General features: G+C 27.6%; 23 protein-coding genes. 7 read left to right on the plus strand and 16 right to left on the minus strand.

All coding sequences use genetic code 11. The features are described 5' to 3' along the window. The first annotated feature begins 2 nt into the window (after positions 1-2). Positions 3-482: a hypothetical protein gene (locus tag GBG18_RS02450; protein ID WP_152188071.1), complete on the plus strand. Its 480-nt coding sequence runs from the start codon at positions 3-5 to the stop codon at positions 480-482. Between the two features lie 19 nt (positions 483-501). Here the strand turns inward: GBG18_RS02450 and GBG18_RS02455 are convergent, their stop codons facing one another. The 3 genes from GBG18_RS02455 to GBG18_RS02465 all read right to left on the minus strand — a co-directional run bounded on the left by GBG18_RS02455 (position 502) and on the right by GBG18_RS02465 (position 2,516). After that, a complete protein-coding gene (locus GBG18_RS02455; RefSeq protein WP_152188073.1) occupies positions 502-1,650 on the minus strand; it encodes an MFS transporter in 1,149 nt (382 codons plus the stop codon). A 28-nt stretch (positions 1,651-1,678) separates the two neighbouring features. Continuing rightward, the gene (locus GBG18_RS02460) at positions 1,679-1,867 is read right to left on the minus strand and encodes a hypothetical protein (protein ID WP_152188075.1); all 189 of its coding nucleotides are present in this window, start codon (positions 1,865-1,867) and stop codon (positions 1,679-1,681) included. Between the two features lie 85 nt (positions 1,868-1,952). After that, positions 1,953-2,516, minus strand: coding sequence for a hypothetical protein (locus tag GBG18_RS02465; protein WP_152188076.1), 564 nt, complete (start codon positions 2,514-2,516; stop codon positions 1,953-1,955). Between the two features lie 88 nt (positions 2,517-2,604). Here GBG18_RS02465 and GBG18_RS02470 point away from each other — a divergent pair, with 88 nt between their 5' ends. Together GBG18_RS02470 and GBG18_RS02475 are read left to right on the plus strand one after the other, a co-directional pair. Beyond that, positions 2,605-3,120, plus strand: coding sequence for an NlpC/P60 family protein (locus tag GBG18_RS02470; protein WP_152188078.1), 516 nt, complete (start codon positions 2,605-2,607; stop codon positions 3,118-3,120). 51 nt (positions 3,121-3,171) lie between these two features. Beyond that, on the plus strand, positions 3,172-3,771 hold the full coding sequence (locus tag GBG18_RS02475; RefSeq protein ID WP_152188080.1) for an NlpC/P60 family protein: 600 nt from the start codon (positions 3,172-3,174) through the stop codon (positions 3,769-3,771). 6 nt (positions 3,772-3,777) lie between these two features. Here GBG18_RS02475 and GBG18_RS02480 read toward each other — a convergent pair whose 3' ends face one another. The 4 genes from GBG18_RS02480 to GBG18_RS02495 all read right to left on the minus strand — a co-directional run bounded on the left by GBG18_RS02480 (position 3,778) and on the right by GBG18_RS02495 (position 8,013). After that, entirely contained in the window at positions 3,778-4,704 is a 927-nt protein-coding gene (locus tag GBG18_RS02480; protein ID WP_152188081.1) for an AEC family transporter, read from the minus strand. Positions 4,705-4,863: 159 nt separating this feature from the next. After that, positions 4,864-6,153 (minus strand): tellurium resistance protein TerC, encoded by a 1,290-nt coding sequence (locus GBG18_RS02485; protein ID WP_152188083.1) that lies wholly within the window; start codon positions 6,151-6,153, stop codon positions 4,864-4,866. Positions 6,154-6,159: 6 nt separating this feature from the next. Then, on the minus strand, positions 6,160-7,041 hold the full coding sequence (locus GBG18_RS02490) for a DMT family transporter (protein ID WP_152188085.1): 882 nt from the start codon (positions 7,039-7,041) through the stop codon (positions 6,160-6,162). Further along, a complete protein-coding gene (locus GBG18_RS02495; RefSeq protein ID WP_152188087.1) occupies positions 7,042-8,013 on the minus strand; it encodes a ketopantoate reductase family protein in 972 nt (323 codons plus the stop codon). A 93-nt stretch (positions 8,014-8,106) separates the two neighbouring features. Here GBG18_RS02495 and maf point away from each other — a divergent pair, with 93 nt between their 5' ends. Then, positions 8,107-8,652: a septum formation inhibitor Maf gene (gene maf / locus GBG18_RS02500; protein ID WP_152188088.1), complete on the plus strand. Its 546-nt coding sequence runs from the start codon at positions 8,107-8,109 to the stop codon at positions 8,650-8,652. 31 nt (positions 8,653-8,683) lie between these two features. Then, entirely contained in the window at positions 8,684-10,042 is a 1,359-nt protein-coding gene (locus GBG18_RS02505; RefSeq protein WP_152188090.1) for a L,D-transpeptidase family protein, read from the plus strand. A 27-nt stretch (positions 10,043-10,069) separates the two neighbouring features. Here GBG18_RS02505 and GBG18_RS02510 read toward each other — a convergent pair whose 3' ends face one another. The 9 genes from GBG18_RS02510 to gap form a co-directional block, all read right to left on the minus strand. Continuing rightward, positions 10,070-10,537 carry a hypothetical protein gene (locus GBG18_RS02510; RefSeq protein ID WP_152188092.1) on the minus strand — a complete coding sequence of 156 codons (468 nt, stop codon included), beginning with the start codon at positions 10,535-10,537 and terminating at the stop codon, positions 10,070-10,072. 2 nt (positions 10,538-10,539) lie between these two features. Then, positions 10,540-12,342 carry a 1-deoxy-D-xylulose-5-phosphate synthase gene (dxs, locus tag GBG18_RS02515; RefSeq protein ID WP_152188094.1) on the minus strand — a complete coding sequence of 601 codons (1,803 nt, stop codon included), beginning with the start codon at positions 12,340-12,342 and terminating at the stop codon, positions 10,540-10,542. Positions 12,343-12,357: 15 nt separating this feature from the next. After that, positions 12,358-13,464 carry a histidinol-phosphate transaminase gene (gene hisC, locus GBG18_RS02520; protein ID WP_152188095.1) on the minus strand — a complete coding sequence of 369 codons (1,107 nt, stop codon included), beginning with the start codon at positions 13,462-13,464 and terminating at the stop codon, positions 12,358-12,360. Between the two features lie 25 nt (positions 13,465-13,489). After that, on the minus strand, positions 13,490-14,557 hold the full coding sequence (gene pheA, locus GBG18_RS02525; protein WP_152188097.1) for a chorismate mutase: 1,068 nt from the start codon (positions 14,555-14,557) through the stop codon (positions 13,490-13,492). A 26-nt stretch (positions 14,558-14,583) separates the two neighbouring features. After that, positions 14,584-15,792: a diaminopimelate decarboxylase gene (lysA, locus tag GBG18_RS02530; RefSeq protein ID WP_152188099.1), complete on the minus strand. Its 1,209-nt coding sequence runs from the start codon at positions 15,790-15,792 to the stop codon at positions 14,584-14,586. Between the two features lie 237 nt (positions 15,793-16,029). Further along, on the minus strand, positions 16,030-16,854 hold the full coding sequence (gene fabI, locus GBG18_RS02535) for an enoyl-ACP reductase FabI (RefSeq protein WP_152188101.1): 825 nt from the start codon (positions 16,852-16,854) through the stop codon (positions 16,030-16,032). After that, complete coding sequence (locus GBG18_RS02540; protein WP_152188103.1) at positions 16,855-17,565, minus strand: triose-phosphate isomerase; 711 nt, start codon at positions 17,563-17,565, stop codon at positions 16,855-16,857. Beyond that, entirely contained in the window at positions 17,565-18,764 is a 1,200-nt protein-coding gene (locus GBG18_RS02545) for a phosphoglycerate kinase (RefSeq protein ID WP_152188105.1), read from the minus strand. Before GBG18_RS02545 ends, GBG18_RS02540 begins: the two co-directional genes overlap by 1 nt. A gap of 21 nt (positions 18,765-18,785) precedes the next feature. Next, positions 18,786-19,781 carry a type I glyceraldehyde-3-phosphate dehydrogenase gene (gene gap, locus GBG18_RS02550; RefSeq protein ID WP_152188107.1) on the minus strand — a complete coding sequence of 332 codons (996 nt, stop codon included), beginning with the start codon at positions 19,779-19,781 and terminating at the stop codon, positions 18,786-18,788. An 89-nt stretch (positions 19,782-19,870) separates the two neighbouring features. On the opposite strand from gap, the gene nadD reads away from it, so the two are divergent. Further along, the gene (nadD, locus tag GBG18_RS02555; protein WP_152188109.1) at positions 19,871-20,419 is read left to right on the plus strand and encodes a nicotinate (nicotinamide) nucleotide adenylyltransferase; all 549 of its coding nucleotides are present in this window, start codon (positions 19,871-19,873) and stop codon (positions 20,417-20,419) included. Between the two features lie 3 nt (positions 20,420-20,422). Further along, on the plus strand, positions 20,423-20,743 hold the full coding sequence (rsfS, locus tag GBG18_RS02560) for a ribosome silencing factor (RefSeq protein WP_152188111.1): 321 nt from the start codon (positions 20,423-20,425) through the stop codon (positions 20,741-20,743). The last annotated feature ends 83 nt before the right edge of the window (positions 20,744-20,826 follow it).

Here is a 20,826-nt window from a genome sequence, read left to right on the forward strand (position 1 = left end):
TAATGACTGAATTATTTAACAATTTTTCATCGCTAATAGTTTTTTTACACGTAATCTCAGCTGTATTATGGGTTGGAGGAATGATTGCAATTAGATTTGCAGTTCATTACTCAATTCAAAATATTGCAGAACCAAAAATAAAAATTGAGCGAACATTAGAAAACTTAAAAAGATTTTTTAATATGGTAATTCCAGCAATTTTAATCTTACTTATAACAGCTGTTATCATGATAATAGCTTTAGGATTTAAAGGAACACCTTTATATAGTTTTGTAATAGCTAAAGAAGCTATATGGACTGTTATGACTGTAGTTTTTATAATTATCTATATTAAAAGAAACAAAGCAGAAAAAGCATTTATAGAAGGTGATTTTTTAGCTGCTAAAAATAATTTAGCCCCAATTGCTAAATATTACATTCCATTAAATATTATCTTAGGAATTATAGCTATTTACTTAGGTATAACATTAAGAGGATTTTAAAAAAGAGGTCTAATTTAAACTAGACCTCTTTTAAAAATAGACTTTTTGATTTAAATACTACAAATACCATTAGAGTTAAGACAAATATAAAACTATAAATCATCACATCCCAACCATATTTTTCATATATAATTGAGGGTATAAAAGAACCCGTTGCTCCTCCAAAATAATAAAAACTAAGATACATTCCTGAAGTCAATGCTTTTTGTGAAGCTTTCATTGAGTTAGCTAAGCCAGTACTTACTGTATGAATTGTAAACATTCCAATACAAAATAAAAAAAGCATAATAAATAAAAATATAAGATTTGTTGTTAAAAGAAAGAAACTAACAAAAGTAAAGAGAAGTAAGGCATAAACAATAGTATTATGTTCACTTTTAAAAAAGTTTATTATTCTTTTTGAAGATAAAGAGACAAGTATTCCCATTCCATATCCTAAATATAATAAGCTTATTTGAAACTCTGTAACATCTAAAGAGATATCTTTTACTCTAAAAGGTAAGACATTTAAAACACCTGCAAAAACATAAAACATACAAAACATTAAAAAATAAACTAATGCAAAACGCTTATCTTTTAAAATATTACTTATATCTTTTAGCTTTGGTTTTACAATATTTGCTTCACCTTCATATGATAACTTTTGAATTAAAAATAGTGAGATAAATAGTGCAAAACTTAAAGAATAAAAAACATATTCATAAGAAAAGTTTGTAGCAATGAAACCGGAGAAAAGTCTTCCTAAAAGACCTCCAAAAACTGTAGAAGCCACATATATTGACATATTAAATTTGATATTTTCTTTATCAATATTTGCTAAGATTGACATAAGTGCTGTTAAAATTGCAGGGGTTACAATGGCTTCACAAACTCTAAAAAAAAGAAAACTTTCATATGTTGTTGAAAACCCTAGAAATATATTTGTTATAAGTAAAGTAAATGTTGCAAGCAAAAGCATTTTTTTAGCACATACTTTTTCTAGAATATATCCATAAATAATAGGTGATATTGCTAAAAAAAGCATAATTATTGCTGTAAATTGCGAGGCTTTAATAATTGAAATATTAAATTTTTCTGCAAGTAAAGGTTGTAAAGGTTGTGTTGCATACATAACCGATAAAATGATAATAATAGAATATATAACTATAAATAAATTAATCTTTTTCATTGAAAGATTATATCTAAATATCTAAACCTTAGTGACCTCTGTGTCTATTTGAATAACTTTTATAATTTCCTCTATAATCATGATGGTATCTACTTTTAAAGTGAAATGGTTTGAAAATTATTGCAGGACTTATTACTGTTCTTACATTATGATGATATCTATGGCATCCTGAAAAAAGTATTATGCATATAAACAATAAAAATATACTTTTTAGCATCTTGGCTCCTTTTTAAATTAACTACTGTAGATATTATTAGCAAAGATTGTGCATAAATTGTATATTTAAATAATCTATTTATTTTCTAATCTAAAGGTTCTATCTCTTCATTAAAATAGTTTTTAATTATATTTTGATTTACTAAACTACTATTATATCTTGATGAAAATCTTTGATATTCTAAATATTTATTTTTATAGTTTTTATCAAACTTTTTAATCATTTCACTAAAAAGTTCTCCTTTATAATCAAGTATAAAAGTGTTTTTATTAGCTGCATATTCATATATTAAATTTAGTATATATTTATCATTTATTAAATAAGTAGAAAACTCATATGATGGGAAATCTATTCTTTCTAGTGCTACCATTGTTTTTATTGCAGTTTTTTCTTTAAATAAGTTATCAAAATATGATCTTTGAAAACCATTCCATTCACAATTTGAATTTAAAGAAAAATGTTCTATAAAAATATCTCCATATTCACTATTTGCTCTACTTATTATATAAGAATCAAAAGCACAACTATCACTTGTATACTGCTTATTTTGCTTTGATATATCAAGATAATTATTTATACTAGTAAGTTTTGAAGAACTACATGAAGTAAAAAACAAAACAATAAAAACTAAATAAATAGATTTAAGCATTTCATATCCTTAATAAAAATCTTTTTCTTATTATATCATCATAAAAATAGAACTTGACATAAAATTATTTTTTAATTATCATATCTAGATGATTAAAAATATACTATTACTTATAATATCAGCCTTTTTTTTTATAGCTTGTTCGTCGAAGAATAACATAGCAAATAATACTGACTTAAACTATCCTAGTGCTTCCTTACAAAATACAATTTTAAAAAATCAAAAAGAAGAAAATAGTATTAATAAAAACTTTGCTAAGTTCTATAAAGAATGGAGAGGAGTAAAATACAAGTTTGGAGGAAACTCTAAAAGAGGTATTGACTGCTCAGCTTTTATTCAAAAAGCATATAAGCAAACACTTAATATTAATATACCAAGAACTACACTTCAACAATCAAAGAAGGGTAAAAATATTAGAAAATCACAATTAAAATCAGGGGATTTAGTGTTTTTTAAAACAGGAAAAAATTCGCGCCATGTAGGCATATATACAGAAAATGGAAAGTTTATGCATGCCTCTAGTAAAAAAGGAGTAACTATCTCAAGGCTTGATAATGTCTACTTTAACAAGCACTATTGGAAATCTCAAAGGATTCTTGATTAAGTAAATAAACGCTATAATGAATAATATAATAATTATAAAAAGGATTAAAAAATGATTAAAAAATCTTATTTAGCACTACCATTATTTCTATTTTTAATGGGTTGTCAAAATAAACCTGATGTTTTTGTAGAAAATACTTTATATAAAAATATCACTGATACAGAAGTAAATAATACTAATCCTTTAATAGAGAAAAAAGAGCCTGTAGTTTCATATGAACCTATAATAACGCCAGAAGAGTATAAAAAACTACTAGAAGAAAAAGAAGTAAAAAATGATCCTATAGATATGAATAAGCAATTTATGGATTTTTATAATGAGTGGAAACATGTAAAATATAGGTTTGGAGGAAACTCTAAAAAAGGTATTGATTGTTCAGCTTTTACACAAAGAATTTATAAAGAGAAATTTGATATCAAAATTCCTAGAAGTACTAGAACACAAGTAAAAGTAGGGAAAAAAGTAGCTAAATCTGATCTTGAATTAGGTGATTTAATATTCTTTAAAACTGGAAAAGTTGATAGACATGTTGGAGTTTATATGGGAAATGGTGACTTTATGCACGCTTCAATTAAAGGTGTAAAGTTTTCTAAAGTAGATAAACCCTTTTATAAAAAAGCTTACTGGACATCTAGAAGAATTATAGACTAATTTCTTCTAAACTCCACCATATAAAAATAGCATAATTGGTATATAAATTATTGAAATTAAATTACTTAGCAATACTGTAAAAGATGCTTTTTGTGGTTTTGCATTTAGCAAAACTGCTAGTGTTATTGTATTTCCTGCAAGTGGTACAATTGAGAATAAAAATAAAACATCATAAATATCTTGATTTAATAATCCAAAGAAACTCTTATCCATAAATATAATTAAAAGTATTGATGCTGGCCAAAAAATAAACTTAAAGAAATATGCAATCTTTATATATTTTTTATCCATATCTTCTTCTAAATTAAAACCTTTCATTCCCATACCAAGCATCATCATTCCAAGTATTCCAAATACCCATTTTATAACTTCAAAGTATGGTACTACAAAAGATGGAATATCAACTCCTATTACATTTAAAGTAAGACCTGCAATAAAAGCATAAAGTAAGGGTAGTTTTATAATTTTAATAATTGATTGACGTGCTGTAAAAGAGCCTTTTGCTGTTACATAAAAACCTGTCGTATTTTCATAAAGTAAAGATGCTAAAGTAGCAAAAATAAACATATTAGCATTTTCAGGAGATAATAATATCATTGCAAGAGGAATTCCAAAATAGCCTGTATTTCCAGTTCCACAAGTAAAAGCCAAGGTATTTATACTTGCATCTTTCCATTCATTTTTGTATTTATATAATATGAAAAAAGCAATACTTGAACCAAAAATAAAGACAAATAAGGGTAAAAAAAGTAATTGAAAGTTAATATTAATTGATAAGGTTGCAAAGAATATTACAACTGGACCTAAAATATAAATAAGAATAAAAGCAACATAATCTCTTCTAACTTTTAGATATTTTGTTAATATATATCCAAGTATAATATTTAAATATAAAGGTGAAATTTTTGATAATAATATTAAAAATAGATTCATAAAGTAGTCACTTTTTGTAAGATGTGCTAATTGTAACTAAAAAAAAGGGTAAATGCAAAAAATTTATAATTTAGGAAGCAGAAAGGATACAAATGAGTTTGCACATACCTCTTTTATGAGAAAATTATACATTAGTGATATGATAATTGTATGATTTTATTACAATTGAAGAAAATTTGATAAAAGAAATAGACATAAAACACAAACTATGTACATTTTTAATGCATATAAAATATTTAATTTAAATATTCTTTTCCCCTCGACTTTATATCTTGCAACAATTGTTAAGTTTAAGCCACTAAAAGGAGACGTTGAAACTGTAGTTGACCAGGCCATTAAAAATGTAACTGCTAGTAAGGTATGATTAACGCTTGATAAAAAATCTCCAATAATCGCAATTGTAATAATTGGATGAATTCCTACAAAAGCTAGAATAATAAAAATAGCTAAAAGAATTGAAGCAATAAACCAATCAAACTTTTCAAAAGGTAAAGATAAATCAAGTCCTATTAGTATTGAACTAATTGAAATACCAAACATTCCAGCAACTAAGAAAAGTGACATTTCCATTTTCATATTTGGAAGCTCTTCTTTTATATGCCAAGATAATTTCTCTTTTGCTTTTTTTAAACCTTTTTTTATTGGCAAGACAAGTAAAGTTAAAAGTACAGCAAAAGAAGAGACTAATATTATTACTTTAATCTCAGGATAATAATGATTTGTAAGAAGTACAAAAAATGCTAAACAAATTGGCAAATAAAGAGTATCAAAAGAGAGAGGATAACCTCTAAAATCATCAATATTTAACTCTTTGTTTTTAAGCACTTCAAGATATGAAATTAAAAAAGCTACTAAGGCTAAAAAGATTCCATTTACTAAAATTATAGATGTAGACAAATTAGGAGCATAAGTAATAGCAGCAGCAAAAGCTACAAAAAATGGAGACCAATATGCATCTGAAGCAAAAGCTCTTGTTAGAAGAATTATCTGAGCATTTGTTAAAGGTGCTTTTTTATAAAACTTATCAGCTACTAAAATCAAAGATGAAAGATTTATTACAGAGCCAAATAAATGAACACCTAAATAAGTTTTAAAAAAAGAGACCTTTCCAATTGGAAGTTTGTTTTGTTTATCTTTTTTAGGAATTGCAATAAGTCTTAAAAATCCAACTCCTATTAAAAGAGTTAGTAAGTACTGATTTACAGTAAAAACTTTAATTATATTTATATTAAAACCATTTATATAAGATATGAAAAAAGCTATAAAACTTAAAGAAAAAAGAATCAATAACATCTTTTTTTTCTTTATTGATGAGAATAAAATCATAAGTGAGACCCAAGCTATGGCACCTGAATATATCAATAATTCTATATTAAAAAAGTAAGAATAAATTGTAGATAAAAAAGAAAGAAATATTAATATTCCCGCAAAACTTGTACCTTTATTCATAAATAATTATGCCTTTTTTAGAAAAATTGATAGATAAATACCAACTGCTATAAATAAAATACCCACTAAATGATAAAGTTCTAATCTCTCACCCAAAAAGATATAAGCTAAAATTGCTCCAAAGATTGGCATTAGATGTGTAAATTGTCCAGCTTTATTTGCCCCTACTTCAACTATAGACATATTCCAAAAGTAAAATGAAAGAAGTGAAGGGAAAATCACCATATAAATAAATGAGTATAAAACCTCATCTTTTTCTAAAAAGCTTAATTCAAAACTGTAGCCAAAAGAAAAGAACACAAAAGCTAGTACTACTATTCCAATAAAAGTTGTAATACTTAAAAAATCAAAGGCATTTAACTCTTTTGGCTTATACTTTAGTATTACAGTATACAAAGCCCAAGTAACACAAGCAAGTAGAATCCATAAATCTCCACTGGTAAACTCTAAGGTAATAAAGTTTTTTAATTCACCTTTTAATATTAGGAAAAAAACTCCTAAAGTTGAAAGAATAATTCCAACACTTTGTAGTTTTGTAATTCGTGTTTTTAAAATGACTGCTGATAATACAATTATCATTATTGGAATACTTGAGTTAATTAATAAAGCATTAGTTGCAGTTGTAGTTTGCAACCCATAATATAAAAGTGTATTAAATGCAGAAATACCTAAAATAGAAAAAAGGATAATAATAAAGTACTCTTTTTTTAAGACATTCATAATATGCTTAAATCTATATATCAAATAAGGTAATAAAATCAATGCAACAAAAAACCACCTAAAAAAAGCAAGTTGTAAAGGTTCTACATCAGTAGATATCAATCTTCCAAAGACAAAGTTCCCAGACCAAAAAAGAACAGTAAGTGTTAAAAACACATAATATTTCATCTATTTACTTTTAAGAAGATTAGTTCTTTTTTTATTATATGTATACTCTAAAATAGTAGCTATTGTTCTTGTATATGGAGCATCAACTCCTAATTTTTCACAGTTTTTTATAACAACTCCACAAATCTCATCAAGTTCTAAATCTCTATTATTTTGAGTATCAACCCACATTGAGGGTTTTACAGATTGAAATGTTTTCATTAACTCATACATTTTTTTTGCATCATCTTGAGTTAGGTTTACTCCTACTGCATTTGAAGCTCTTGCTGCTTCACTCATAAGACCATATATTAATTTTGCTGTTTTTTCATTTTTTAAAAGTGGTCCAGACTCTTCTTGGATAAGTGCACATATTGCATTTACACCATTATTAATAATAAGCTTATTCCAAAGTTCTAGTTTTATATCTTCACAAATAATTGTTGTTGTTTGTGTTTTATCCAATATATTTTTGAACTTTTCTAAAAAACTTTTATTTTCTTCTGTATGCTTTAAAGCTCCAAGAAGAGTTTGAACTTCACCAGAACAGTGAACATGACCTAATTTAACAGTATGTGAAACTATAAGTCTAGTTAGTCCTCCTATTACAAAATCTTTTGGATAATACTCACACATTACATCTTCATTTTCTACACCATTTTGTAATGAAATGTAATATGGAACTTTTAAAGATGAAGATGATTTTTTTATCCAAGAAGCTAGAGATTCTGAAATGCTTTTTGTACTCATAGCTTTTGTAGCAATAATAACTGCATCAAAATTTTCTGGGTTTAAAGCTATTAGTTCTTCTATACTTAATGTATTTATTTTATCTTCAATTATATAATTTGGATGTGTCATTTTTAACTTATTCTCTTTTAAATATGCTAAATTTTCTCCTCTTGCTACAAAAGTAATATTACATCCAACATCATGTAAAATCATTCCATAATAAGCTCCAATTCCACCAGCTCCAACTACTACTATATTCATATTTTAAATCCTAAGTTATATTTATATTTTATATTATTTATTAAAATAGTATTATATACAAATTGAGTATAATTCAAATAAAAAAGGGTTATCTTGATAAGACTTGGTTCGAATTCACAAACAAGAGCTTTATTACTAAATAATGCAAATATAGAGTTTATTCAAAATGGTGGAGATTTTGATGAAGATTCTATAAAAACAACGAATCCTAAATCTTTTTGTTATGAAGCAACAAAAGGAAAATTTAATGAGCTTTATAAAAAGTATGGTATTAAAGATATGCCATTACTAGTTGCTGATAGTGTTGTTACAACAAAAGGTTTACTTTTAAGAAAAGCAAAAGATGAAAATGATGCAAGAAATATGCTTGAACTTCAAAGTGGAAGTGAAACTTCTGTAATTACTTGTATGATTTATAAATCAAAAGACAAAGAGATTATTGACATATCAATTACTACATATATATTTAATAAATTTGAAGAAAATGATATAAATGAATATATTAAATCAGGTGTATGTTTTGGAAAAGCTGGTGCTATTATGGTTGAAGGATTTTGTAAACCATATATTAAAGAAGTAAAAGGCTATGAAAGCACAGCTATGGGTCTTTGTGTCGAGAAATTAAAAGCTTTTATGTAATAATATCAAACATTATAAAAATAGGAAAAAAATGAAAATATCAAATATTATATATACTGCTGTTTTATCTTCTACTATCTTTGTTGGTTGTTCTAAACCTTATGTAGAAAACAATTCTCAAATGATTGAAAATAAAGAAGTTCTTATTCAAAATACAGTAATTGAAAAAGAAAAAGAGATAACTCCAATAGTTGAAAAAGTAGTAAATCAATTTACATTAGATTCAAATTCAAAAGAGTTTTTAGAAATATTAAAAAATGACAAATATGCATCTTTATGTTCAAGTAAAGAGAAGTATTTATCTATAAAAGATATGAATGATAGCCAAGAAAAAGTTGATTTATTAAAAGATTTATTTTATGAATATACAAATAATTTAAGTAACTCTTGTATCGATCAAAATGCTTTTAAAAAGAAATTAAAACAAAGAAAATATAGAGATATGAATCAAGATTATGAAGTATATAATGTAGATGTCAATAAAGAAAAACTATTAGAAAAATATACATCAAATACAAAAAGTGTTAAAAGTATTTTAGAAACTTATACACCAAAGCACCCGCAATTTTTTGCACTTATAAGTAAACTTGACAAAGACAAGTTATCTGAATCAAAATATAATAAACTAAGATTAAATATTGAAAGACTTAAACTTTTAAAGTATTCAAATAATGATAATTTTATTCAATTAAATGTTCCATCATATAATTTTGCATTTTACGAAGATGGCAAAAAAACAAAAACTTTTGGAACAGTTGTAGGAGCAAAAGATGCACAAACACCTATACTTTCAAGTAAATTAGCTTATTTTATAGTAAATCCTACTTGGAATATTCCTGATTCTATTGCAAAAAGTTCTATTATTCCAAAAGCTTTAAAAGATAAAAACTATTTAAGAAAGAAAAATATAGTTATTAGAAAAAACTATAGACTTGATTCTAAAAAAATAAAATGGAATGATGTAAAATGGAAAAAATATTTAAAGAAAAATGTTAAATATATTCCATATAAGTTTATTCAACTACCATCAAGAACAAATGGAATGGGTAGAATGAAGTTTATTTTTCCAAATGATTATGCAGTTTATATGCACGATACAATTGGGACATGGAGATTTAAATCAAATAGAGAAAAAATAAGATTTACAAGCCATGGATGTATTAGATTAGAACATCCTGTTAGTTTGATGAAGTATTTATCAGAAAATTATACAAAATACTCTTATAAGAAAGTTAGAGGTATTTACGATAGTCAAAGAACTGATACAATTAGATTAAACAAACAATTACCTATTCATTTAACATACCAAACAGTGCAAGTTAATAATGGTAATCTATCATTTTATAGTGATGTTTATGGATATGATAAGCTTCAAAAGCTAAACTTCTAAACTGTTTTAAAAGAGCAAAGTGCTCTTTTAAAATAAAGATTTTATAATAGTTACCATTCCAATATGTAAGTTATAGTTTCCTACTGGAAAATCAAGGTGGTCTTCTTCTGTTAAATCTACTTTATATGAACTAAGATATTTACCTAAAACTTCTAAATCTACTTTTTCATATGCAACATCTTTATATGAAGTTCTTAATAATTTATTTTGTGCATTACTTAATTCTAAAGTAAAGGCAAGAGTTCGTAAAGAGATTAAATCTGTCCACTTATAAAATAGCTCAGAATCCAAAGCTTCTTTTATCTCACCCTCTGGTGTAAATAAAATATTTTGTTTTTTTAAAGCTAATAAAACAGACAATATCGCATCTACAAAAGGTACAATTTTTTCTTTCCAAAATGGCGCTTCATCACTTTTTTCTAAAGCACTAGTAAAGTAGTCTAAAATCTCTTCTTTTGTATTATTTTGTAGAAGTTCACTTAATTTATCATTCATTTTTATTTTATTCTCTTTACTAAATCTTCTGGGGCTAAACTTAAACTCTGTTCAACTAGTTTAGTATCTCCATGCTCTATAAAACTATCTTCATACTCAAAAGATGTTAATTTTATATTTATATTTTCTTCATTTAAAAACTCTAAAATAGCACTTCCAACTCCACCTTGTTTTTGTGAATCAGAGAAAACATACCACTCATCATATCTAGTAGCTAAATCTTTTAAACACTCACTATCTATTGGTTTAACAAATCTTAAATCTACAATAGCTATATCTTCATCATGTAGTTTTTCAGTTTCACAAGCACGTCCTACTCCTGCTCCATAACCAATAAACAGCTTCTTGCTTTTACCCTCTTTTAGTATTTGAGCTTTTCCAAGCTCAAAAGGAACAATAGGAAAGTCAACTTCCATAAAGGCACCTCTTGGATACCTAATAGCACTAGGAGATGTTAAAGTATAAGCAAAAGATAAACCCTCTTCTAAAGTTGCATTATCTCTTGGTGCAAAAACAATCATATTAGGAATAAACCTTAAATATGAAATATCAAAAGCACCTTGATGAGTTTCGCCATCATTTCCTACAGTTCCTGCTCTATCAATTGCAAAAACTACAGGTAAATCCATTAAACATACATCATGAATAATTTGGTCAAAACCACGTTGAAGAAAAGTAGAATAAATAGTAATATATGGTTTAAAACCTTCTTTTGCCATTGCTGCCATTGAAGTAACTGCATGTTGTTCTGCAATTGCTACATCCCAAAACCGTTCAGGAAACTTATCCATTAATTTATTTATTCCAGTACCACTTGGCATTGCAGCAGTAACACCTACAATATTTTCATGCTTACATGCTAAAGCACATAAAGCTTCAGCAAATACAGCTGTTGCAGCTTTTGGTGCAGCTTTTTTTATAAAAGCTCCATCTTCAACATTAAAAGGACCAACACCATGCCAATGCTCATGTTGACCTTCTGCAATTTCGTAGCCTTTTCCTTTTACTGTTCTTGCATGAACAATTACAGGTTTTTTCATACCCTTTGCTAATTCTAAAGTATCAATTACTTCTTCTAGATTATGTCCATCAATAGGTCCAATATAATCAATACCCATCTCTTCAAATAAAATACCTGGAGTAATAAGCTTCATAGCTTCTTCCATTCTTTTAGCGATATAAGTAGTACCCTCTGGCATATTATTTTTAATAAAAGTATTAACTCTATCTTTAAAACCTTGATAAGTTTTTCCTGCAAGTAGTTTTGAAAGATGTTTTGAAATTGCTCCAATTGGTTTTGCAATTGACATTTCATTATCATTTAAAATAATTACAACAGGAAGTTTTAAATCCCCTAATTCATTTAAAGCTTCATAAACCATTCCAGCGGTCATAGAACCATCACCAATCATAACAACTGGTACTCTATCTTCTTGCTTTAGTTTAATCGATTTTGCTGCACCCACAGCTAAAGAAATAGAAGTTGAACTATGCCCTGCTATAAAATAGTCAGCATCAGATTCATTTGGTTTTGTAAAACCACTTAATCCACCAAACTGTCTAATTGTTTCAAACTCTTCCCAACGTCCTGTTAATAACTTGTGAGGATAACATTGGTGAGAAACATCAAATATAAAAGGATCACTGTATGCATCAAAAACTTTATGCATTCCAACAGTTAATTCAACAGCACCTAAAGTAGAGGAAAAATGACCACCTTTTCTAGATACTACATCAATAATTCTATCTCTAATATCTTGAGATACAGTTTCTAATTCTTCGAGTGATTTATCTTTTATATTCATAATTTCTCCCAAAGTCTATTTTAACTTTTCTAATACTTCGTCTAGTACTTTAAACACTTTTGTATTTTGCTCATTTGAACCAATTGTAATTCTTATAGCATTAACACCATAACCTGTTAAATCTCGTACAATTACACCCTGTTCAAGTAAGTTTTGAGCCACTTCTTTTGAAGAGAATAAATCACCAAACTTTAATGTTATAAAGTTTGTATATGAATCAATATAATCAAAGCCTTTCTTTTGAGCATAATCTTCATATCTTTTCATTTCTTCAAAGTTTTTAGCAATACAAGAAGTAACAAACTCTTCATCTTTTAAAGCTTCAATAGCTGCTGCTAATGTTAAAGTAGTGATATTAAAAGGTGCACGAAGTTTATATAATGTTTTTATAATATCTTCATTTGCTATTCCATACCCAACTCTCATTCCACCTAATGCATATGCTTTAGAAAATGTTCCTAAATAAATACAGTTTGGAAATGTAGAGATTAACTCTTTTGCATTAATTTTCTTTTTTTCATCTTTAAAAGATGCATATTCTTGATAAGCACCATCAACTACAACCAAAGTATCTTTATCAATAGTTTCTAAAAATGCATAAACATCATCTTTATCTAAGCATTCACCTAAAGGATTATTAGGTAAACATAAAAAAATTATATCAGCACCATGTTCTTTGTAAAGATTTGAGAATTGTTCTAAATTATGCTCATCATCTTTTGTTTTTATGATTTTTGAACCAGTTTGTTTTCCATAAATTTCATACATTGCAAATGTAGTTTTACTCATTAAAATTTTAGAATTACTATCGCATTTTGCATGTACACAAAACTCTAGGATTTGGTCACTTCCCGAACCTACAATAATATTTGATTCATCAACTTCAAACTTATTTGCTAAGGCTTCTTTTAATTCATACATTGAATCATCTGGATATACAAACATATTTCCAGCAATTTCTTTAATCTTTGAAGTTACTTTGGGAGATGTACCATATGGGTTTTCATTTGATGCAAGTTTTATAATATTTTTTGGGTCAATTCCATACTCACGTACAACCAATTCAATTGGTTTTCCAGCTTCATAAATAGTTACATTGTCTAATACTTTATTAAAATTCATTTATATATTCCTAATTATATTACTATTAAATATCGTGTATTTCTTTTACATATGATCCTAAGATTTTTATAGAATCTTTATGTTTATCTAATATCTCTTTTATTCCATCATCATCTTTATGCCCATCAAAATCAATAAAGAATATTGAATTTCCCTCAGCAATATGTGATTTAATTTTAGTAAAGTTAACACCAGCATTTTTAAAATCAATTAAAAAATCAACTAATGCTCCTTGTTTATCTGAAAGCTTCACTAAAATTGATGTTTTATCATTTCCACTTTGTCCATTTTCAAAGTCACTAATTATAAAGAACCTTGTTCTATTATTATCTTTATCTTCAATATTTTCAAAAAGAATTGGAAGATTATTTAGCTTTGCTCCAACATGAGGACAAATTGCTGCACTTCCTGGTTCATTTATAGCAATTTTTGCAGCTTTAGTTGTTGATTCAATTGGTATTTGTTCAACTTCATCTAAACCAAAATTAGCTAAAAATTTTCTACATTGTTCAAAAGCAATATCTTTTGAATAAATTCTTTTTATATCTTCTACTTTATCGCAAGTTGAAGCTAGTGTATGATGAATATCAAGTACAACTTCTGCAATAATTTTTAAGTTATACTTATTTAAACAGTTAATAGTATCTGTAACTATTCCATTTGATGAATTTTCAATAGGAACAACACCAAATCTTGCTTTTTTAGTATCCACTTCTCTAAAAATTCCTTTTATAGAAGAGATTGATACATAAGAACTCATTGCACCAAATCTACCTTCTGCTGCTTGATGAGTAAAAGAACCCTCAGGTCCTAAATAAGCTACATTCTCTGGAAGTTCAAGATTTCTAGAGATTGCAAATATTTCTAAAAAAAGTGCTTCAATAGCAGCTCTATTTAGTTTTCCTTCATTTAAAGATTCTAATCTATCTATAATTGCTTTTTCACGTTCAGGTCTATAAATTGCTCCACCACTATGGGCTTTTAAAACTCCTACTTGATGAACAACTTCCATTCGTTCATTAATTAGTTTTAATAATTCGTTATCTATATTATCAAGTTTATTTCTTAATTCTAATAATCCTGCTTCACTCATAAGTACCCTTTTTTGCTATTACTTAATTATTTTAAAAATTCTTCTTCATGTGCAATTAAATCTTCAAAAGTTTCTCTTCTTCTAATAAGTCTATCTTGTCCATTTTCTACTGCAATTTCTGCTACTTTATTTCTCGTATTATAATTTGATGCCATTGTAAAACAATAAGCCCCTGCAGAATAAATTGCAACTAAATCATTATGTTTTGTTTGAGGTAAATTAATGTTTTTAGCAAAGAAATCTCCACTTTCACATACTGGACCTACTAAATTACAATCACTTAATTCTTCATTATCATTTAGTACTTCAACTTTATGATATGCATCATATAAAGCTGGTCTAATTAAATCATTCATAGCTCCATCAACAATAACAAATCTTTTATTTCCATTTACTTTTTCATAAAGTACTTTAGATACAAATACTCCAGAGTTTCCAACTAAAAATCTTCCTGGCTCACAAACGATTGTAATATCTAAACCAAATAAACACTCTAAAATAGCTTGTGCATACTCATTTGTATCAATTAGTTTTTCATCATCATAAACAATACCTAAACCACCACCAACATCAAAAAATGAAAGTTCAATTTTTATAGCAGCAAGGTTTCTTACTAAATCAGATACAATTTTTACAGACTCTTTAATTGGTTCTAATTGTGTTAATTGTGAACCAATATGACAATGGATTCCAGTTGGTTCTAAATTATCAGAGTTTTTACACTGAATATACATTCTTTTTGCAGTATCAATATCAACTCCAAATTTATTCTCATGTAAACCAGTTGAAATATATGGATGAGTTTGAGGGTCAATATTAGGATTAACTCTAATTGAAATTCTTGCAATTACATCTAATTCTTTAGCAATTGATTCAACTCTATCAAGCTCAGCAGCACTTTCAACATTTATCATTAAAATACCAAGACCTAGAGCTTCTTTAATCTCAGAATCAATTTTTCCAACACCAGAAAAGATGATTTTATAAGGAGCAATTCCTACTTTTAAAGCACGTTTAACTTCACCAATTGATACACAATCAGCTCCCGCTCCTAAGCTTGCTAAATGTTTAATAACAGAAAGATTTGAGTTTGCTTTTACAGCATATGCTAAAATTGATTTTCTTGCTTTAAATGCACCTTTTAACTCTTCATATTGTCCTGTAATATGGTCAAAATCGTATACATAGTATGGTGTTTTATATTTGTTTGCTAATTCTTTAAAATCTATATTCATTTTTATAATTTTCCTATTTTCTTATTCATTAAAATTTTAATTTAAAATTCAAAAAATCTAAAATTAAAACTTCGTCTTTTTAGTTGTTTTTACCTATTTTAAGTAGTTTAGAAAGCGTGAGATTTTGTCTTAGACCAAGGCAGAAAAAGAAAATTAGGCAGGAGCATACATAAAGTATGTGAGTGTCTAATTTTCTTTTTTCAACGCAGGTATTAGTCAAAAGCTTACGCTTAATGACTATTTGTTACCGTCCCAAGCAATAGTTTGTTTACCATCTTCATCAAAAGAAACTGCTGGCATACCCATAATATTGAACCCACCATCAACATAGTGAATCTCACCTGTAACTGCACTACTTAAGTCAGATAATAAATACATTCCTGAATTTCCAACTTCATCAATTGTTACATTCTTTTTCATTGGAGCATGTGCTTCATTCCATTTAAGCATAAATCTAAACTCACCAATTCCAGCAGCAGCTAAAGTTTTAATAGGACCTGCTGAAATAGCATTTACTCTAATTCCATCTTTTCCTAAATCTTCTGCCATATATTTTGTAGTCATTTCTAATGCTGCTTTTGCAACACCCATAAGATTATAATTTGGAATATATTTTGCTCCACCATAATAAGTAAGAGTTAAAATAGATGAGTTATTTGATAATAATGGTTTTAATTCTCTTGTAACTTCAATTAGTGAATAAACAGAAACATCCATTGCAATATCAAAAGCTTCTTTTGAAATATCATAGAATCTTCCAGATAATCCAGATTTTGGTGCAAAAGCAATTGAGTGAACAATAAAATCAATTTGACCCATATCTTTTTCTAATGATTCTCTAAGTGCTACAATTTCTGCAGGATTTGAAACATCACATGCATAAACTTTATCAGAACTTCCAAACTCTGCAGCAATTGGTTCAACTCTTTTCTTTAAAGAATCATTTAAATAAGTAAATGCTATCTCTGCACCTTGTGCAGCACATGCTTTTGCAATTCCATAAGCTATTGATTTGTTATTTGCAACTCCAAGAATTACACCTTTTTTACCCTTCATAAACATCTATAAGTCCTTTGTATTTTTAATAATTTGTTTAAAATCTTCTAAAATCCATGAAGCAGTTCCAATTAAGGCTCCATCAACTCCAGGTAAAGCACAAATATCTCTAACATTTGCAACTTTAACAGATCCACCATATAAAAGTGGTTTATTTATTTTAGATTTAATAGCAGAGTGAACAGAAGTAATATCATCATTAGTTGCAGTTACACCAGTACCTATTGCCCAAACAGGTTCATAAGCTAGAATAAGATTTTCATAATTTGTATCAATTCCAACAAATTGTTCATAAACATACTCTAAAGTTTGTTCAATTCCTTGTTCTTTTACTTCTAAAGGCTCTCCAATACAATAGATTATTTTGTATCCAAGATTACTATAAAAAGAGAATTTTTTTGCTATTTCTTCTTGAGATTCACCTAAAATATGTCTTCTTTCACTGTGACCTATTAAAATTGTTTTAATTTCAAACTCTTCTAGTTGTTCTGTTCCAATTTCACCTGTAAAAGAACCCTTTTGCGTTGCATATGCATTTTGAGCTCCTATATTGAAATTTGAAACTGTATCAAATGAGTCTAATGATGTTGATGTTGGGAAAATATATACATCATTAGAAATCTCTTCTGATACTAAAAAATCATTCACTTCTTTTACAAAAGAAGCAGTAGATTTTCTTGTATGGTTTGTTTTAAAGTTTGAAGCAATAATTGACATTAATCTTCCTCTATTACAAGTGCTTTAACACCTGGTAAGATTTTTCCTTCAATTAACTCTAAAGAAGCTCCACCACCAGTAGAAATAAATGTCATTTCATCTTCATCACCAGTTACTCTAACTAAGTCAGCAGTATCTCCACCACCAACAACAGTTGTAGCAAATGAACTTGCAACTGCGTGAGAAACTTTTGTACTTCCTTTTGCAAATTTATCCATTTCATAAACACCCATTGGGCCATTCCATAAAATTGTATTTGCATCTCTTAATGCAAGTGAAAACAATTGAGCACTTGCAGGTCCAATATCAAGGCCCATCCAGTTTTTAGGAATCTCTTGAACTGTAACATGCTTTGCAATTGCTTCTGCATCAAATGCTTCTGCTGCAACTACATCAACAGGTAAATATAATTTAACACCTAATTTTTTTGCTTCATCCATAATTCTAATAGCTTCAGGAATTAAATCTTCTTCAACTAATGAATTTCCTACTTCATGACCTAAGGCTTTAAGGAATGTAAATGCCATTCCTCCACCAATAATGATTTTATCAACTTTTGGTACAAGATTATAAAGTGCTTCTAATTTTCCTGAAACTTTTGAACCACCAACAATTGAAACAAACGGACGTTTTGGCTCATGAACGATATGATGGAAAAATTTAATCTCTTTAGCAAGTAAGAACCCAGCTGCTTTTGAATTTACATCAAAATGTTTTGCAATACCTTCAACAGATGCATGTGCTCTATGAGATACTCCAAAAGCATCATTAACAAAAACATCAGCCATAGAAGCTAATTTTGCCGCAAATTCAGGGTCATTATTCTTTTCACCATCGTTATATCTAAGGTTTTCTAAAAGTAAAATTTCACCCGGCTTAAGATTTTTAGCAATTTCAATTGTTTCTTCTCTTACAATATGCTCTGCCATTTTAATCTCTTGTTTTAAAAGAGTATGTAATCTTTTTGCAACTGGTTTTAATGAAAAGTCAGGATCAAATTTCTTCTTAGGTCTACCAAAATGAGATGCTAAGATAATTGAACAGTCATTATCAACACAATATCTGATTGTGTTAAGTGCAGATCTAATTCTTCTGTCATCTGTAATATTATTGTATTCATCCATTGGAACATTAAAGTCACATCTAATAAATACTCTTTTCCCTGCTATATCAATATTTTTAAGTTCTTGTAATTTCATTTATTGCCTTTATTTTAATCTCTAGTTAGTAGCTACGTGTACACCCATATCAACAAGTCTTGAAGAGTAACCCCATTCATTGTCATACCATGCAAGAACTTTAACCATGTTTCCTTCAATAACTTGAATAGTATCTAAAGGAACAACTGTTGATAACTCTTCACCATTAAAATCAGAACTAACTCTACCTTCAGTATCAATACCTAAAATACCTTTTAAGTAACCAGTTGATGCACTTGTAAATGCAGCTTGAATCTCTTCTAAACTTGCATCTTTTTTAAGAGTAACTGTTAAGTCAACTAAAGAAACATTTGGAGTTGGTACTCTAATTGCTTGACCATTTAATTTTCCATTTAAGTGTGGCATTACTTTACCAATAGCTTTAGCAGCTCCTGTTGATGCAGGAATTAAATTTGTAGCTCCTGCTCTACCTTTTCTTGGATCTTTTTTATCTTTTGCGTCTAAAATTGGTTGAGATGAAGTATATGAGTGAATTGTAGTCATTAAACCTTTTTCAATTCCATACTCATCATCTAAAAGTTTTGCAACTGGCGCTAAACCATTTGTAGTACAAGATGCATTTGAAACAATAGCTTGACCAGCATAAGTTTTTTCATTAGCACCCATTACGAAAGTTGGAGTATCATCTTTAGCAGGCGCAGACATAACAACCTTTTTAACTCCACTATCAATATAAGATTGAACTGAATCCATTGTTAAAAATGCACCCGTACATTCTAAAACAACTTCAGCACCTAAAGCAGCAAATTCTAATTTAGCAGGATCTCTTTCACTTAAAAGCTTAGCTTTATCATTTCCAATATAAACATATCCATCTTCTACTTTGATATCTTGTCTATTTCCATGAACAGTATCGTATCTAAGGTTATATTGAATCATCTCTTCACTACCACTAGCGTTAACAGCTACTAATTCAACATCCTCTCTGTTAGCAACTATTCGTGCCACACATCTACCAATTCTTCCTAATCCATTAATTGCAACTTTAATAGCCATATTTTTCCCTTGTATAAATTGTAATTGTAGATATTTTATCGAAAAATTGCTATAATATTATTTAAGTATATAATAAAGGTATGAATTAAGTGCAACTTGCAGTATTTGGTGGTAGTTTTGACCCCGTTCACATAGCTCATGAAGCAATTGTAAATGAGGCAATAAAAGAGCTTGATATTGATAAATTAGTTGTAGTTCCTACATATTTAAATCCTTTTAAAAATAGCTTTCATTTAGAACCAAAAGTACGTGAAAAACTTTTAAAAAAAGTATTTTTAAATAATCTAAAAGTTGATATTAGTGATTATGAAATAAAACAAAATAGAGCCGTTTATTCTATTGAAACTATCAAATATTTAAAAAATTTATATAAGCCATCAAAAATTTATTTAATTATTGGTGCAGATAATGTAAAAGATTTAAATAAATGGGATTCAATTGATGAATTAAAAACTTTAGTTCAATTTGTTGTTGCTTCAAGAGAAGGTTTTACGAACAATGATTTTGTTCAGTTTAAAAACTTAAAAATTGATATAAATATCAGTTCTACAATGTTAAGAGATGAAATTGATTTAGATTTTATACCTATACAAATAAAAGAAGATATAATAAATCTTCAAAGAAAAGAAAAAGGTTAATTCTTGAATAGATTAGAAACTATTAAAACGCTTTTAAATGAAAAAAAAGCAGAAAATATTGATGTTATTGATTTAACATCAAAAGATTATATTGTTGATTATGTTGTGATTGCAACTACTTTAAACTCAAAACACGGTTTTGCATTATTAAACTACTTAAAAGAAGAGTTAAAACCACTTGGTGAAGAATTCTTAAGAGTAAATGAAGATGATAACTGGACTGTTATTGATTTAGGAGATATGTTTATTCACTTAATGAGTGAAGATTATAGAAAGAAATACTCTTTAGAGGATTTTTTATCTCAATTAGACGCTAGAGCATAGAATTTAAATTCTATTGCCCTTGTCGCATGATTTTATTATAATTACCAGCTGCATCTTTAGCACCACCCATATTATCAGTATAA

It is taken from the genome of Poseidonibacter ostreae (assembly GCF_009208075.1).
In the GTDB taxonomy this organism is placed as follows: domain Bacteria; phylum Campylobacterota; class Campylobacteria; order Campylobacterales; family Arcobacteraceae; genus Poseidonibacter; species Poseidonibacter ostreae.

Bases quoted from the DNA above. Each gene is read 5' to 3' on its own strand.
- GBG18_RS02450 (WP_152188071.1), top strand. From the start codon at position 3: ATGACTGAATTATTTAACAATTTTTCATCGCTAATAGTTTTTTTACAC.
- GBG18_RS02455 (WP_152188073.1), bottom strand. From the start codon at position 1,650: ATGAAAAAGATTAATTTATTTATAGTTATATATTCTATTATTATCATT.
- GBG18_RS02460 (WP_152188075.1), bottom strand. From the start codon at position 1,867: ATGCTAAAAAGTATATTTTTATTGTTTATATGCATAATACTTTTTTCA.
- GBG18_RS02465 (WP_152188076.1), bottom strand. From the start codon at position 2,516: ATGCTTAAATCTATTTATTTAGTTTTTATTGTTTTGTTTTTTACTTCA.
- GBG18_RS02470 (WP_152188078.1), top strand. From the start codon at position 2,605: ATGATTAAAAATATACTATTACTTATAATATCAGCCTTTTTTTTTATA.
- GBG18_RS02475 (WP_152188080.1), top strand. From the start codon at position 3,172: ATGATTAAAAAATCTTATTTAGCACTACCATTATTTCTATTTTTAATG.
- GBG18_RS02480 (WP_152188081.1), bottom strand. From the start codon at position 4,704: ATGAATCTATTTTTAATATTATTATCAAAAATTTCACCTTTATATTTA.
- GBG18_RS02485 (WP_152188083.1), bottom strand. From the start codon at position 6,153: ATGAATAAAGGTACAAGTTTTGCGGGAATATTAATATTTCTTTCTTTT.
- GBG18_RS02490 (WP_152188085.1), bottom strand. From the start codon at position 7,041: ATGAAATATTATGTGTTTTTAACACTTACTGTTCTTTTTTGGTCTGGG.
- GBG18_RS02495 (WP_152188087.1), bottom strand. From the start codon at position 8,013: ATGAATATAGTAGTAGTTGGAGCTGGTGGAATTGGAGCTTATTATGGA.
- GBG18_RS02505 (WP_152188090.1), top strand. From the start codon at position 8,684: ATGAAAATATCAAATATTATATATACTGCTGTTTTATCTTCTACTATC.
- GBG18_RS02510 (WP_152188092.1), bottom strand. From the start codon at position 10,537: ATGAATGATAAATTAAGTGAACTTCTACAAAATAATACAAAAGAAGAG.
- dxs (WP_152188094.1), bottom strand. From the start codon at position 12,342: ATGAATATAAAAGATAAATCACTCGAAGAATTAGAAACTGTATCTCAA.
- hisC (WP_152188095.1), bottom strand. From the start codon at position 13,464: ATGAATTTTAATAAAGTATTAGACAATGTAACTATTTATGAAGCTGGA.
- pheA (WP_152188097.1), bottom strand. From the start codon at position 14,557: ATGAGTGAAGCAGGATTATTAGAATTAAGAAATAAACTTGATAATATA.
- lysA (WP_152188099.1), bottom strand. From the start codon at position 15,792: ATGAATATAGATTTTAAAGAATTAGCAAACAAATATAAAACACCATAC.
- fabI (WP_152188101.1), bottom strand. From the start codon at position 16,854: ATGTTTATGAAGGGTAAAAAAGGTGTAATTCTTGGAGTTGCAAATAAC.
- GBG18_RS02540 (WP_152188103.1), bottom strand. From the start codon at position 17,565: ATGTCAATTATTGCTTCAAACTTTAAAACAAACCATACAAGAAAATCT.
- GBG18_RS02545 (WP_152188105.1), bottom strand. From the start codon at position 18,764: ATGAAATTACAAGAACTTAAAAATATTGATATAGCAGGGAAAAGAGTA.
- gap (WP_152188107.1), bottom strand. From the start codon at position 19,781: ATGGCTATTAAAGTTGCAATTAATGGATTAGGAAGAATTGGTAGATGT.